At 73.1% G+C, this 13,954-nt stretch carries 9 protein-coding genes; 5 read left to right on the top strand and 4 right to left on the bottom strand.

What is annotated here, in order from left to right; genetic code table 11:
• Positions 1–52 precede the first annotated feature (52 nt).
• Positions 53–1,165: a citrate synthase 2 gene (locus ACQPY4_RS05600; RefSeq protein ID WP_433333112.1), complete on the top strand. Its 1,113-nt coding sequence runs from the start codon at positions 53–55 to the stop codon at positions 1,163–1,165.
• Positions 1,166–1,447: 282 nt separating this feature from the next.
• Here the strand turns inward: ACQPY4_RS05600 and ACQPY4_RS05595 are convergent, their stop codons facing one another.
• Both ACQPY4_RS05595 and ACQPY4_RS05590 read right to left on the bottom strand, forming a co-directional pair.
• Positions 1,448–4,297, bottom strand: a complete 2,850-nt coding sequence (locus ACQPY4_RS05595) for a hypothetical protein (protein WP_433333110.1) — start codon at positions 4,295–4,297, stop codon at positions 1,448–1,450.
• A gap of 92 nt (positions 4,298–4,389) precedes the next feature.
• Positions 4,390–7,218 (bottom strand): hypothetical protein, encoded by a 2,829-nt coding sequence (locus tag ACQPY4_RS05590; protein WP_433333108.1) that lies wholly within the window; start codon positions 7,216–7,218, stop codon positions 4,390–4,392.
• Between the two features lie 160 nt (positions 7,219–7,378).
• Here ACQPY4_RS05590 and ACQPY4_RS05585 point away from each other — a divergent pair, with 160 nt between their 5' ends.
• A complete protein-coding gene (locus ACQPY4_RS05585) occupies positions 7,379–7,717 on the top strand; it encodes a hypothetical protein (protein ID WP_433333106.1) in 339 nt (112 codons plus the stop codon).
• A gap of 82 nt (positions 7,718–7,799) precedes the next feature.
• Positions 7,800–8,921 (top strand): phosphoserine transaminase, encoded by a 1,122-nt coding sequence (serC, locus tag ACQPY4_RS05580; protein ID WP_433338814.1) that lies wholly within the window; start codon positions 7,800–7,802, stop codon positions 8,919–8,921.
• A 58-nt stretch (positions 8,922–8,979) separates the two neighbouring features.
• Here the strand turns inward: serC and ACQPY4_RS05575 are convergent, their stop codons facing one another.
• Positions 8,980–9,921: a class II glutamine amidotransferase gene (locus ACQPY4_RS05575; RefSeq protein WP_433333104.1), complete on the bottom strand. Its 942-nt coding sequence runs from the start codon at positions 9,919–9,921 to the stop codon at positions 8,980–8,982.
• A 195-nt stretch (positions 9,922–10,116) separates the two neighbouring features.
• Here ACQPY4_RS05575 and ACQPY4_RS05570 point away from each other — a divergent pair, with 195 nt between their 5' ends.
• Entirely contained in the window at positions 10,117–11,109 is a 993-nt protein-coding gene (locus tag ACQPY4_RS05570; protein ID WP_433333102.1) for a hypothetical protein, read from the top strand.
• 117 nt (positions 11,110–11,226) lie between these two features.
• Positions 11,227–13,338, top strand: a complete 2,112-nt coding sequence (locus ACQPY4_RS05565; protein WP_433333100.1) for a hypothetical protein — start codon at positions 11,227–11,229, stop codon at positions 13,336–13,338.
• Here the strand turns inward: ACQPY4_RS05565 and thpR are convergent.
• Positions 13,335–13,898, bottom strand: a complete 564-nt coding sequence (thpR, locus tag ACQPY4_RS05560) for an RNA 2',3'-cyclic phosphodiesterase (RefSeq protein WP_433333098.1) — start codon at positions 13,896–13,898, stop codon at positions 13,335–13,337. The two genes, ACQPY4_RS05565 and thpR, sit on opposite strands and share 4 nt — an antisense overlap.
• Positions 13,899–13,954: the final 56 nt, after the last annotated feature.

Below are 13,954 nucleotides of genomic sequence, written 5' to 3'. Positions count from 1 at the left end.
TTCAATGGCACGGCACCGCCTTATCACTTATGGGGACGAAAGGCAGGACGACATGTCCGACTTCAAACCCGGTCTCGAGGGGGTCGTAGCCTTCGAGACCGAGATCGCCGAACCGGATAAGGAGGGCGGCTCCCTCCGGTACCGGGGCGTCGACATCGAGGAGCTCGTCGGCCGCGTCTCCTTCGGTGACGCCTGGGGCCTTCTCGTCGACGACAGCCTCGACCCCGGCCTGGCCCCGGCCGAGCCGCACCTGCTGCCGGTGACCTCCGGCGACGTCCGGGTCGACGTGCAGAGCGCGCTCCCCACCCTGGCACCGGCCTACGGGATGCGTCCCCTGCTCGACATCACCGACGAGCAGGCCCGCGCCGACCTGGCGCGCGTGTCCGCGACGGCCCTGTCGTTCGTGGCCCAGTCGGCCCGCGGCGTCGGGAACCCGATGGTCCCGCAGAACCGCATCGACGAGTCCCGGACGATCACCGAGCGGTTCATGGTCCGCTGGCGCGGCGAGCCCGACCCCCGGCACGTCAGGGCCATCGACGCCTACTGGGTCTCCGCGGCCGAGCACGGCATGAACGCCTCCACCTTCACCGCCCGCGTCATCGCCTCCACCGGCGCGGACGTGGCGGCCAGCATCTCCGGCGCGATCGGCGCCATGTCCGGACCGCTCCACGGCGGCGCCCCGGCCCGGGTGCTGCCGATGATCGAGCGCGTGGAGCAGCTCGGCGACGCCCGCAAGGTCGTCACCGACATCCTGGACGGCGGCGAGCGCCTGATGGGCTTCGGCCACCGCGTCTACCGCGCCGAAGACCCCCGCGCGCGCGTGCTGCGCCGCACCGCCAAGGAGCTGGACGCCCCCCGCTTCGAGGCCGCCAAGGCCCTGGAGGACGCCGCGCTGGCCGAGCTGCGCGAGCGCCGTCCGGACCGTCCGATCGAGACCAACGTGGAGTTCTGGGCCGCGGTCATCCTCGACTTCGCCGAGGTCCCGACCGCGATGATGCCGGCGATGTTCACCTGCGGGCGCACCGCGGGCTGGGCCGCCCACATCCTGGAGCAGAAGCGCACCGGGCGCCTGGTCCGGCCGAGCGCCAAGTACGTCGGTCCCGGCACCCGCTCCCTGGAGTCGGTCGCCGGAGCAGCGGAGGCCCTCAAGCGCAACGCCGGCTGACAAGCCGGAAATCCCGCCCCCGCCAGCGCTAGAGGCCCCCGGCACACGCCGGGGGCCTTCATGCTTCCCGGACGCGGAGCGGCGCGCGCAACAACCCCAGCCCCGCGCGCGATTGCGTTAATGAGCGGAGAAGCGAGCCGAAGGCGAAGCTTCTCCAGCGAGATCGCGAAGCGATGCAGCAATCGCAAAATCACGGTCACCGTAGCGAGCCGCTAGGCGAGCGTAGGTGGGCCGGGGTTTCAGTGAACACAGCCGCTAGGCGAGCGTAGGTGGGCCGGGATTTCATGGGCACCGTGCTTTGCCCTGGCCGGACGGGACGAGGCGGCCGCAGACCTGGCTGACCTCGATCCTGCCGTCGGGACGGACGGTGGCGAGCATGACGGGTTTGTCGGGGACCTGGTGCCCGGTCGAGCGGGGGCCGAAGCGGATGACGCCGCTGGCCCCGCGGGGCAGGACGTCGCGTTCCGGGTCGTTGAGGGCGGCGAAGACCGCTCCGGGGGTCGGCTCGGCCTTCTGCTGGTAGTAGATCGCGTCCGCCAGCTTGGCGATCATCGTCGCGGCGTCGTAGCTGACCGCCGCGCGGGTGACCGAGGGACGCTGGCCCGGCAGCTCGTTCTGGCCGGACTCCTGGACCACCCGGTCGTAGTCGGAGTAGAAGGTCTGCGGCGCCTGGTCCTTGCCGATCCAGCGCCCGGTCCAGGCCTCGCGGGCGGCCAGCGGCGTGAAGTAGAGCTCGTAGGTGCCCTTGCGCCCGATCTCGGCGGCGTTGTCGGTGACGTACTTGGCGATCTCGTCGTCGGCCAGCACCACCGGACGCCCGCCGCAGGCGTGGTCGAGCGCGTTGACGAACGTGCGGAATTCGTCCGACCGTCCCCCGTAATAGAACAGGTCCTTGGGGTCGCGGCACGCTTTCTCGGCCGCCTGGGTGACTTCGCCGGGGTCCTGGTAGGGCCACATGCGCACGTTGCCCGCACCGAACGCCTTCCTGAACTCGTGCGCGAGGTCCTGGCTGTACAGGTCGTCCGGGTCGGCGGAGTAGATCACCTCGGCGGTGCGGGCCTTGCGGCCGCCGACCTCGCCGTTGCGCGCCCAGAAGGCCGCGTGCCGGGCGAGCCTGCTGTTGGGCGGCGCGAGCCGGAAGTAATAGGGCGAGAAGCCGCCCCGGTCGAGCATGGCGGTGCGGCCGTAGCTGTTGGCCGTCCCGACCATCGGCAGCGCCGACTTGGTCAGCACCTTGATCGCCTGCTGGGTCTGCACCTTGCTCTGCTCGAACCCGACCACCGCGACGATGGAGCGGTCTTCCAGCGCGCGCTCGCGGATCTGCTCGGCGACCTGCTCGGCGTAGCGGAACTTGGCGCCCGCGTTGGCGACCAGGATCCGCAGCCGCAGGTTCTGGGTGGCGTCGTTGAAGCGCTGCTGCGCGATCGCCAGGCCCATCAGCTCGCCCTGGGCTCCGGCGAGCAGGTCGATCTGGTGGTTCTTGATCTGCGGGTCGGCCGTCACCGGGCCGAGGTACACGACGGTGACGTGGACCTTCCCCGACTTCTTGACCTCGTCGTTCTGTTTCTTGATGCGCCGCAGCACCGGTGAGAGCCGGTTGTCGTTGTTCTCGCCCGCCGAGCTCTCGCCGAAGTGGAACGCCCCGTCGGTGATCCCGACGCACTCCCCGTCGCCGGTCCGCCTGATCTGGTCCGGGGAGCAGTACCCCAGGGTCGGGACGACGATGAGCGCGACCGAGGCGACGGTGACCGCGACCATGGCCACCCAGGGCAGGACCGGGTGGGTGAGCCAGGGACGCCCCCGCGGCGGAGTCACCGGCGGAAGGTCCCCGCCCGGGTCGCGGGTGACGTCCACCCGCAGATCGCGCCGGGAGCCGAGCGCCTCGGCGAACCGCTGATCGCGCCGGTAGTGAGACCAGAGCCGGCCGGCCGCGACGACGTCCGCGGGCTCCCCCGAGAGGGGGTCGGCGCGCATCGCCCGGGTGACGCGGTCCAGAAGGCGCTGGCCGGACGGGACCAGCGGATCGGGGTCGGACGGCGCCGTCGGGTCGACCCCGGCGACGATCACCAGCGGGTCGATGCGGTGCCGCCCCGGCTCGGACTGCATCCTGGCCCTGACCCGTTCCACGGTCTCCAGGAACGCGACGCCGGGATGGCCGGGCGTGAGGTGCTCGAAGATCAGTACCGGGTAGCGGACGCGGGCCCAGGCGGCGCGGCGGTAGTCGCGCCGGTAGTTGCGGCGCAGGTCCTCCAGGAACGCGGCGACCAGCAGGAGGTCGAGCTGCTCGGCCTGGTCGCCGGGTTCCAGGGGCCGGGGGTCGAACACCCCGAGCGCGAAGCTGAGGAAGTCGGTGGAGCCGCTGTTGAGGTACGGCTGACGACGAAACCAAGCGAACCGGACGTCGGCGAACTTGCCGCGCGTGCGGATCAGGAACTGCGTCGCCACGAACGCCAGGCCGAACGCCGCCGCCAGCCCCGCCGCCAGGAGGTCGATCGCGGCGGCCGCCCCGGCGCTGACCAGCGCCACGACGGCCACCCCGATGGGGACGATCTGCTCCAGGAAGCCCATGAAGGTGGCGCCGCGTCCGCGCCGGGTGTCTTCGAGGTCGCGCAGGACGTCCCGGCCGCGCTTGCGGATCACCCTGCGCAGCGCTTGGCGGCGCGCTTCCTCGCTGTCGCAGACGGGCGAGTGGGTGAGGTCGTAGACGAGGCGGTGGTTCTCGCGTTCGGCGGCCGAGGCGTTGGCGGGCAGCACCGGATCGCCCTGGATCCGGATCTCCCGCAGGTCGCGCAGCCACAGCGCCATCTCCAGCAGCGGGAACCGCATCGACGGCTCCCAGCGGGGAGAACTGCTGCGTTTTGAGAGTTCCCGCTTGGCCTCGCGCAGCACGCTGGCGGTGTCGGTCGTGACGGTGTCGGCGGCGAAGTGGGAGACGGGGGCCCACTCGTCCTCGCAGCGCTTCTTGAACGCGTCGGCGACGGCCCGGGTCCGGTTGCCCGGCCCCAGCAGGAGCAGGAGGGGTCTCAGACGGTCGCGCTGTCTCAAGGTGGGGCGCTCGCGCAGGCGCTCGAACAGATCGAGCAGACCGCGCATCCTGCCCTCGCTCAGGACTCCGTCTCCGTCGGCCGCCATCGGATCCTCTCCTGTTCGGCCCCCGAGATGCGTTCTTGTCGCCGTTTAGACGCCGCCTCCGGTGAAAAAGTTTCGGGACCGGTCCCGAAGCCTCACCGGCCCGGACAGGGCACGGGCGCGCGCGGACCGCCCTCCGCGCGGACCAGCGGCCCGCACACCGCGACGATGGAGTGGCGCCCGTCCGGCAGCACCTCGGCGAGCAGCACCGGCTTGTCGTCGATCTGGTGGCCGCGCGTGCGCGACCCGAACCGCAGCAGGCCGGACGCGCCCTGGTCGAGCGCGCCCGGGCGCGGCTCGGTCAGCTCCGACAGGATCGCGGCGGCCGTCGGCAGCGCCCGTCCCTGCTCCCCGTAGATCCGCTCGGCCACGCTGATGACCGTGACGGCGGCGTCGTAGCCGATGGCCGCGTGCGTCCTGGACGGACGCGTCCGCACCGCCGAGCCCTTCCCGTAGATCTCCCCCACGACCACGTCGAAGTCTCCGTAGAACACCGGGACCGGCTGCCTGCCGGCCCAGCGCTCCGTCCACGCCTCGCGCGCCGCGATCGGGGAGTAGAACAGCCGGATCGAGCTCGTCCGGCCGATCTCGGGCCCGTTGTCGCTGACGTACTTGGTGACCTCGTCGCCCGCCACGACCACCCGGCGTCCCCCGCACGAGGTGGTGGCCAGCCGGTTGATGAACGACCGGAACTCGTCCGAGCGGCCCGCGTAGTAGAACATCTCCGACGGCCGCACGCACGCCTCCTGAACCCGGCTGGGCACCTGGCTTGGATCGGCATACGGGAGCATGCGGACTCTGTCCTTACCGAAGGATCTGGCGAAGTCCTCAGCGAGATTCTTGCTGTAGAAGTCGTCCTTATCCGCGTCGTAGAACACATCCGCGGTCTTCGCCCTCGGCCCCGTCAGGCCGTTCTTCGCCCAGAACGCGGCATGGTCGGCCAAGCGGCTGTTGGGCGGCGCCAGGCGGAAGTAGTACGGGGAGAAGCCGCCCTTGCGCCGTCCCGTGCCGTCGTAGGTGTTGGTCGTCCCGATCATCGGCATGGCCGACTTGGCCAGCTCGTCGATGGCCTCGCCGGTCTGGCGGCGGCTGTGGCCGAACCCCGCGACGGCGACGATCGTGCGGTCCTCGGCGGCCCGCTCCCTGATCCGGGCGGCGACCTCGGCGGCGTACCTGAACCTGGACCCGGTGTTGGCGAGCAGGATCCGCAGCAGCGGCTGCCCGCTGGCGGCGTTGTGCCGCTGCTGCGCGATCGACAGGCCGATCAGCTCGCCGTGGACGCCCGCCATCAGGTCGGCCACCGGGTTCTTGGTCTCGGGATCGGTCGTCATCGGCCCCAGGTACACCAGCGTCACGTACGGCTTGCCCGAGCCGGTCACCTCGTCGTTGAGCCGCTTGATGCGCCGCTCCGCCGCGCGCAGGCGCCCGGTGTAGGCGTAGGACCCGTCGGTGATGCCGACGCACTCGCCGTTGCCCGCGCGCCAGACCGAGAACGCCGCGCAGTACCGCACGGCCTGGAACGAGATCACCGCGACGGACGCGGCCAGGATCAGGGTCGCCACGATCCAGGGCACCGACGGGTGGGTCAGCAGCGGGCGGCGTCGTCCCCGGTAAACCTCCTCGGTGGACGACCCGTTCCCGGTGCCGCTGTCGACGCGGAACTCGCGGCGCGTCCCCAGCACCGCGACCCGCCGCTGCTGGGCCAGGTGCGCGTTCCAGAACGCGTGGCCGTGCTCGGACTCGCGGACGTCGGTCAGGTCGGCGACCGGCTGGTCGGCGGGCGGCGTCCTGATCGCCAGCGCCAGCTCGCGGGCCTCGGGCCTGGACCCGACCGCGAAGACGATCACCAGCGGGTCGAAGCGCTCCTCGTCGCGCCGCAGCTCCTCGACCCGCTCGGCGAACAGGCGGCACTGGGCGCGCCCCGGGCTGCCCGGGGGGAGCTGGTCGAACACCGCCGCCGGATACCGGACGCGGGCCCACGGCGCCCGCCAGATCGACCTGCGGTACGAGTGCCGCAGGTCCTGGAGGAACGCCGCGACCAGGACCCGTTCGAGCTGTTCGTCCAGCGGCCGGTCGGGCGCCGCCTCGGGGCGGGAGATCACGTCCAGGGCGAACCCGAGGAAGTCCGTGGAGCGCAGACCGCGCAGGTGGCGCTGCTCGTCGGAGGTGAACCAGCGGTAGCGTCGCCGCCCGGCCCAGTCGCGCGTCCGGGTGGCGACCTGGGTGGCGATGACGGACAGGCCGATCGCGGCCGCGATGATCGCCGCCGCGAGGTCGAGGGTCGCGGCGGCGCCCGCGCTGACCAGCGCGATCGTCGCCACGCCGATCGGCGCGACCTGCTCCAGATGTGACAGGGCGGAGGCGAAGCGGCCCTGCTGGCCGGGCCGCTCGGCGGGCACCACGATCTGGCGGCGGCGCCGGATGCCGCGCCCGAGCAGCGCGCGGCTCTGGGCGTCGTCGATGGCGTTGCGCAGCTCGGCGGCCAGTTGCCAGGTCTGCTGCTGGGCGGCCGAGGCGGGCGCGTGGCCGTCCCCGTTGCGCTGCTGGTCCAGCCGCATCCGGCGCAGCTCCAGCAGCCACAGGGCCATGCTCAGCAGCGGGAACCGCAGCCCCGGCTCGAACCTGCGCCGGTGCGCCGACAGGTCGCGGCTCATGTGCCGCAGCAGCAGCGCCTGGTCGGAGAAGGCGTCCCCGGCAGACGCGCCGTCGGCCGAGATGTGGGTGTAGGGGCCGGGGTCGGCCATGCAGCGCTCGACGAACTCGTGCGCGGCCTCGCGTGTCTCGTCCGGGGAGCCGATGGTGATCAGCAGGGGCCGGAGCCGGTCACCCGCGCGCCGCGTCGGCCGCTCGCGGATCCGCTCGAACAGGCTGAGCAGACCTTCCAGCCGGCTCGACCCCGGGCCACCCCCGAAAACGCCCGCCACGCGGCACCACCCCGACTCATCGGAAACGCGCACGCGAATGCGCGCGCTGACGCGCATTCTGACGTGCGATCTGACGCTCGCACTGCGGACTTTGACGCACGTACCGACACAAACCAATCCCGGACGCCACCACACCGAATCGGTTTGCCATGATTGGGCCGTGACCAACGAGGCCGACGAGCCGCTGGAGGGGGACATCGGGCCCGCCGCGTCCCGCCGTGCGGAGAACACCACCCGGCCCGACGCCGCCGCGGAGCTCGCCTACTACGAACGCGAGCGCGAACTGCGCCGCAAACGCAACAACGCCGTCTCGGGACGCATCACCGCGATCCTCGTGGCGGTCTTCCTGGCCTTCCTGGCGGTCGACTCCGTCATGGTGGCCCTGCGCGCCCGTTCCGCGGGCGATCCCTGGCTCTATCCGCCCGCGACGGTCGCCGCGATCAGCCTTCTCGCCCTGGCCGCGCTGGGGGTCTGGGCGCTGCGGCGCCGATCCCGCTGAGCGGGCGCGCCGTCTCGGAATGTGGGCGGGTCCGTGATCTTCGGGCCAGGTCAAGTAGCCTCGACGGGTGACCGACAGCGCCATCCCAGCCATCACCATTCCCGACGCCATCAAGCCCGCCGACGGCCGTTTCGGCTGCGGACCGTCCAAGGTCCGCCCCGAACAGCTGGCCGCCCTGGCCGGGTCCGGCTCGACCTACCTGGGCACCTCGCACCGGCAGAAGCCGGTCAAGTCCCTGGTCGGCCGCGTCCGCGAGGGCCTGTCGCAGCTGTTCTCGCTGCCCGACGGGTACGAGGTCCTGCTCAGCAACGGCGGCACCACCGCCTTCTGGGACGCCGCCGCGTTCGGCCTGGTCCGCTCCAGGTCGCAGCACGTGACGTTCGGCGAGTTCTCCAGCAAGTTCGCCAAGGTCACCAAGGGCGCTCCCTGGCTGGACGACCCGTCGGTGATCGCCTCCGACCCGGGCACGCACCCGCTGCCGTCGGCCGAGGCGGGCATCGACGTCTACGCGCTGACCCACAACGAGACCTCGACCGGCGTCGCGATGCCGATCGCCCGGCCCGAGGGCACCTCGGCCGACCAGGCCCTCGTGCTGGTCGACGCGACGTCCGGCGCGGGCGGCCTGCCCGTCGACGTCAGCGAGACCGACGTCTACTACTTCGCGCCGCAGAAGTGCTTCGCCGCCGACGGCGGGCTGTGGGCGGCGCTGGCCTCCCCGGCCGCGCTCGCCCGGATCGACGAGATCGCCGCGTCCGACCGCTACGTGCCCGAGTTCTTCAACCTCAAGACCGTGGTCGACAACTCGGCCAAGGACCAGACCTACAACACGCCCGCCGTCGCCACCCTGATCCTCTTCGCCGAGCAGATCGAGTGGATGAACGCGCAGGGCGGCCTGGCCTGGACCACGGCCCGCACGGCCGACTCCTCCCAGCGCCTCTACACCTGGGCCGAGAAGACGTCCTACACCTCGCCGTTCGTGGCCGACCCGGCCCAGCGCTCACAGGTGGTCGGCACCGTCGACTTCGCCGACGGCGTCGACGCCGCCGCCGTGGCCAAGGTGCTGCGCGCCAACGGCATCGTCGACACCGAGCCCTACCGCAAGCTGGGCCGCAACCAGCTGCGCATCGGCATGTTCCCGGCCATCGACCCGTCCGACGTGGAGGCCCTCACCGCCTCCATCGACCACGTCGTCGAACGCCTCTGACGTCCCGTATGCGCCCGCCCTCGCCCCGCGAGGGCGGGCGCACACGCGTCCAGCAAGGTCAGGAGAGGGTGGCGTAGCCGCCGGTGTTCGGGCCGGGGACGGGTGCGGGGGCGGCGATGTCGTGCAGGAGGCCCTCGCGGTCGAGGCGCATGTCGGACTCGGTGAAACCGGTCCAGACTCGGGGGTCGAGGTCGATGGCGCGGGCGGTGGGGCGGAAGGTGGCCTTGGCGACGCGGGGCCCGGCGTCCAGGCGCAGGTAGGTGCCCTCGCGGAGCATGACCACGGTGGCGAAGGTGACGCCGGTGTGGCGGCCGACCTCGCGGAACCAGCGCGGGTTGGACGCCCAGTAGAGGTTGCGGTCGGTGTCCAGCGCCACGGCGAGCGGGCTCAGGGCGGCCCTGGCCAGGTGGACGCGGCCCGGGCGGGCCCGGTCGACCCAGGCCAGCGCGGCCCGTCCGACCAGGGTGGTGAGGACGCCGGTCACGTCGTCGGGGGTCCGGGTCCCGGCCAGCAGCTGGAAGATCGGCTCGCTGTCGGTGGTGCCCAGCGCGGGAGGCAGCGCGAACGCGGCCCGCAGGGCGCCCGCCTCGACGTCGCCGTTGTGCGTGGCGATCACGCCCGTGCCGGGAGCGGTCACCAGCATCGGGCTGGCGTTCGCCAGGTCGTACGGAGTGCCCTGGGTGGCCCAGCGGGTGTGGCCGAGGACGACCGGCGCCGCGTCCAGGGCGGCGAGCAGATCGGACCGCCAGATCCCGGAGAACGGACCGCGTCCCTTGATCACCCGGCAGCCGTCGTGGTTGAGGTCCGAGCGGCGGTCGTCCTGGTATCCGGGCCCGGACGGGGCGCCCGAGACCAGCGCCAGGCCCGCCGAGTCGCGGCCCCGCTCCTCCGCCAGCATCCCCAGCGCCACCAGGGCGTCCGACGCCGCGTCCGGCCGGTCGGCCACGGGCGATCTCAGCAACCCGAAAAGTCCGCACATGCTGGATGAGATGCAGATCATGGGCGGCCGGTTCGACCGCCCCGCACGGGCGAATAAGCTCAAGCCGTGAACCGTGCGCCCCGCTGGCTCCTCCCCACCGTGCTGATCGCGCTCATCCTGGCCGTGGTCATCGGCGCGGCGCTGGGCTGAACACGCGGGCATCACGTCGGGGCCCCGCAGGATTGTCCTCGGGGCGAATCGGGGGATGATCAGGGCATGTCGTCGCGTCCTTGCCGTGCCGGAGCCCTGCTCGCCGCGCTCGCGCTCTCGGCGCTGGCGGCCGCCCCGGCCGCCGCCGCCGACCGCAAGGTGGCCTTCACGGTCGCCGACCCGCGCATCACCGAGTCCAGCGGGCTGGCGGTCAGCCGCCTGCACCCCGGCGTCACCTACACCCACAACGACTCGGGCGGAGTTGCGCAGATCTTCGCGCTGGGGCCCGACGGGCGCACCAGGGCCGTGCTGACGCTGGCGGGCGCGAGCGCCCGCGACTGGGAGGGCATGGCCCTCGGCCGCGACGACAAGGGACGTCCCGCGATCTACGTGGGCGACGTCGGCGACAACCTCGGCGGCGCCTGGCCCTACATCACCGTCTACCGGATTCCCGAGCCCAAGCAGCTGCGCAGCCAGACCCTGCGCGCCACGGCGTTCCGGCTCAAGTACGAGGACGGCCCGCGCAACGCCGAGACCGTCATGGTCAATCCGCGGACGAACCGGCTCTACATCGCCAGCAAGCTGTTCTCCGGCGCCCTGTACGAGGCGCCCGCCCGGCTGCGCACCGGGACCGTCAACAAGCTCCGCAAGGTCGGCGACGCCCCGGCCATCGCCACCGACGGCGCCTTCTCGCCGGACGGCCGCAACTACGTCATCCGCACCTACTTCGGCGCCCGCCTGTACTCGGTGAACCAGGACGGACGTCCGGGCAAGTCGCTCGGGCCCGTCTCGATCCCGGGCCAGGAGCAGGGCGAGTCGGTGGCCTTCACCGCCGACGGCCGCTCGATCCTGGCCGGGTCCGAGGGCTCCGGGCAGCCGGTCTACCGGATCTCGCTGCCCGAGGACGCGCTGCCGCCCAAGGCCGGGAAGACCTCCTCGTCCGGTGGCGACGACGACGATCCGGGCGGCTCGGGCAAGACCTCGACCAACCTCGGATTGATCGCGGGCGTCGCCGTGGCCGCCGCGATCGGCTACGCGGTCGTCCGCAGGCGGTCATGACGGCCGTCACCGGCGACAACGTCACATCACGGCGTCACACTCGAAAGTGGTGCGTCCGGCACCGGATCACGCCAAGTAGCAGACGACCCCGCCCGGTCCCGCGAGAGGATACGGACTGTGGAGCATGAACTGGTCGGCCTGCACGGTCCGGGCGACCGCCTGCGGCCGGTGTCCGCGGGCCCGTTCTCGCTGATGGCCGTGGCCCTCGCGCTGGCGCCGATCCGTCCGGTCTGGCTGTGGGCGACGCTGATCGCCTCCGTCGCGGCGCTCCCGTGGGTCCTGGCCGTCGTCCCCGGACGTCACCGAGCGCGCCCGTACTGGCGCCTGTCGTCCGACGGGCTGGAGCACGTCGGCGCGGCGGGCGGCAGCCTGGTGCGCTACGAGCGCTCCCGCATCGAGGCCCTGGCGATCACCACCGACGACGGCGTGCTCACCGTCTTCCACAAGTTCGGGAGGACGGCCGTGGGCTCGCTGCCGTCCATGGGCCTGGAGCCGCTGACGGTGTTCGTGACGGCCCGGCGGCTGGGCATCCCCGTCCAGCTGCTGGACGGCGACTCCGCCGAGCTGGCCGGGCAGGACCTCGGCGACCTCCTGCCGGGGCTGGACGCCGACCCCGAGGCCGGGGCGAGCACCTGGCGCGACCACGCCGCCGAGCAGAACCTGCTCGACCTGGAGGCCGAACTGCTGGCCGCCGCCCACGAGCCGCCCCGGGCCGTGAAGGCTCCCCGCGCGCCCGAGGTCACGCCCGCGCCGTCCGGCGGCCCGGGTGAACCCGCACCCTCGGCCGAGGCGGCGCGGGCCGTCACGGCCGAGCTGGAGGGCGCCGCGGCCGTCCCGGCGGCGGCGACGGAGCTGGCCACGCCCGCTCCCCGTCCGAGCCGTCTGCGGGTGGCGATCCTCGGGGTGATGTGCGGGGCGGTGGGGGCGGTCATGGTCGCCCGCATCGCGGTCGCGGGCACCGACGGCTTCGAGACCCGGCTGGCCGCCGGTTGCTGGGCCCTGGCCGCGATCGGGGGCGTGCTCGCCGCGCGCCGCCGCATGGCCCGCGCCACCCGGGTGAAGTGGACGATCACCCCCGAGGCCATCCGGGTCAGCGGACGGCCCTTCCCGCGCGAGCCCCGGGTGCTGCCCGGCACCGGGCTGGCGGCACTGGTCGTCGGGCCCGGCCTGCGCCTCGACCCGATCACCCGCGAGCCCCGGAGCGCCGACCTGTCCGTGCTGGCCTTCGACCACCGGCTGCGGCTGGTCGCCCGGCTGCCCTCGCACGGGCTGGACGCCTTCCAGCTCGCCCACGCGCTCGACGACCACGGGTACCGCGTGGTCACGCCGGGGGCGCGTCCACCGCGCCGTCCCGACTACGGCCTGGACGGCCTGCCCGAGATCTTCGCCCAGGTGCCCGGCGGCCGGCTGGTGGTGGCCGAGGGCGGGCTCGGCTGGGCCGACGCCACCGGCGACGTGGTGCTGCGCATGCCCGAAGACCGGCTGGGCGCGATCGAGCTGCTCACCATCGCCGGGCACGCCTGGGTGCGCCTGTACGACTCCGACGGCGACGAGTTCTTCTCCGCGCCGCTGTCGGCCATGCGCATCTCGCGCACCGACCTGCGCGAGGCGGCCCGCCGCGAGGGCCTGCCGATCACCGACGCGGAGTACGACGCCTACCTGTCGGCCGCGTTCCACTCGGCGGTCTCGGCGCTGTCGGCGCCCTCCCCCGGCGCTGCCGACGGCCTCGCCACCGCGGCGGGCTCCGCGGCCCCGAGCGTGACCCTGGACGCCACCCGCCGCTCCCGCCTGGGCACCTACGGCATGAGCATGGTGCTGTGCGAGCTGGTGGCGCTGCTGGGCGCGGTCTGGCTCGGCCCCGACCTGGGCGGGTTCGCCGTCACCGCGAGCTGGGCCGTGCCCGCCGGGCTGGTGATCGGCCTGGGCGGCTACTGGGGCTACGACCGCAACCGCGACCAGCTGCGCGTCTCGTCCGCCGGGCTGGCCGTGGTCACCCGGCGCGGCAAGGTCGAGTGGGACCTGGAGCGCGGCCGCGTCGGCGGCGTCGGCCTGGACGACTCGGGCGACGGGACGCCGAAGCTGGTCGTCTGGAGCCCCGAGTGCCGCGTCCTGCACGAGGTGCCCTTCCCACCCGACATGGACGAGCTGCGCCGCGCCTGCGAGCGCCACGGCCTCCCCTGGGGCCCGCCCGACGCCGACCACCCGGCCCCGCCTCCCCCCGAGCTCTAGCGGAGCGACCAGGCTTTGAGGGACTCGTATTCGAGCGTGGTGCGGCCCTTGGCGGGCAGGTGGCTGCGCATGAGGTGGATCTGGGTGGCGGTCCAGGGGGTGCCCGCGAAGGCCGACAGGGGTTCCAGCAGGGGCCGGACGTCGACGGGCTGGCGGCTGCGGGCCAGCGTGAGATGGGGCCGGAACGTGCGGTGAGGGTCGGGGGGCGTGCCGACGCGGCGTCCGGCGGCGGTGGTCGAGGCGGCCAGCCGGGCCAGGCCGCGGCGGTCGCCGTACAGGCCCGTCCAGAGCACGCGCGCGTGGACGCCGGAGCCGGGGAAGGCGCCCGCGCCCGCCAGCGAGAGCGTCAGCCGCTCGTGCCGGGCGGCGGCGCGTTCGAGCCGGGGCAGCAGGCGGTCGACCTTGACCTCGTCGAGCTCGCCGAGGAACGTCAGCGTGACGTGCAGGAGCTCCCGGGAGATCCACCGCAGGGACGGGGAGTCGGCCGCGAACGGCGTCACGAACTCCTCGAGCTCGTCCAGGATGTCCGGCGGCGGCACGAGCGCCACGAACAGCCTCATGGGAACGTCCACAGTGCCACGTCCCCAGCGTGGCAGCAGGGTGGTCCGGTTGTCAC

This window comes from Spirillospora sp. CA-294931 (assembly GCF_050946795.1).
GTDB lineage: Bacteria > Actinomycetota > Actinomycetes > Streptosporangiales > Streptosporangiaceae > Spirillospora.
Note: the sequence above shows the minus strand (reverse complement) of the source record. Positions and strands in the feature narration are given on the sequence as shown.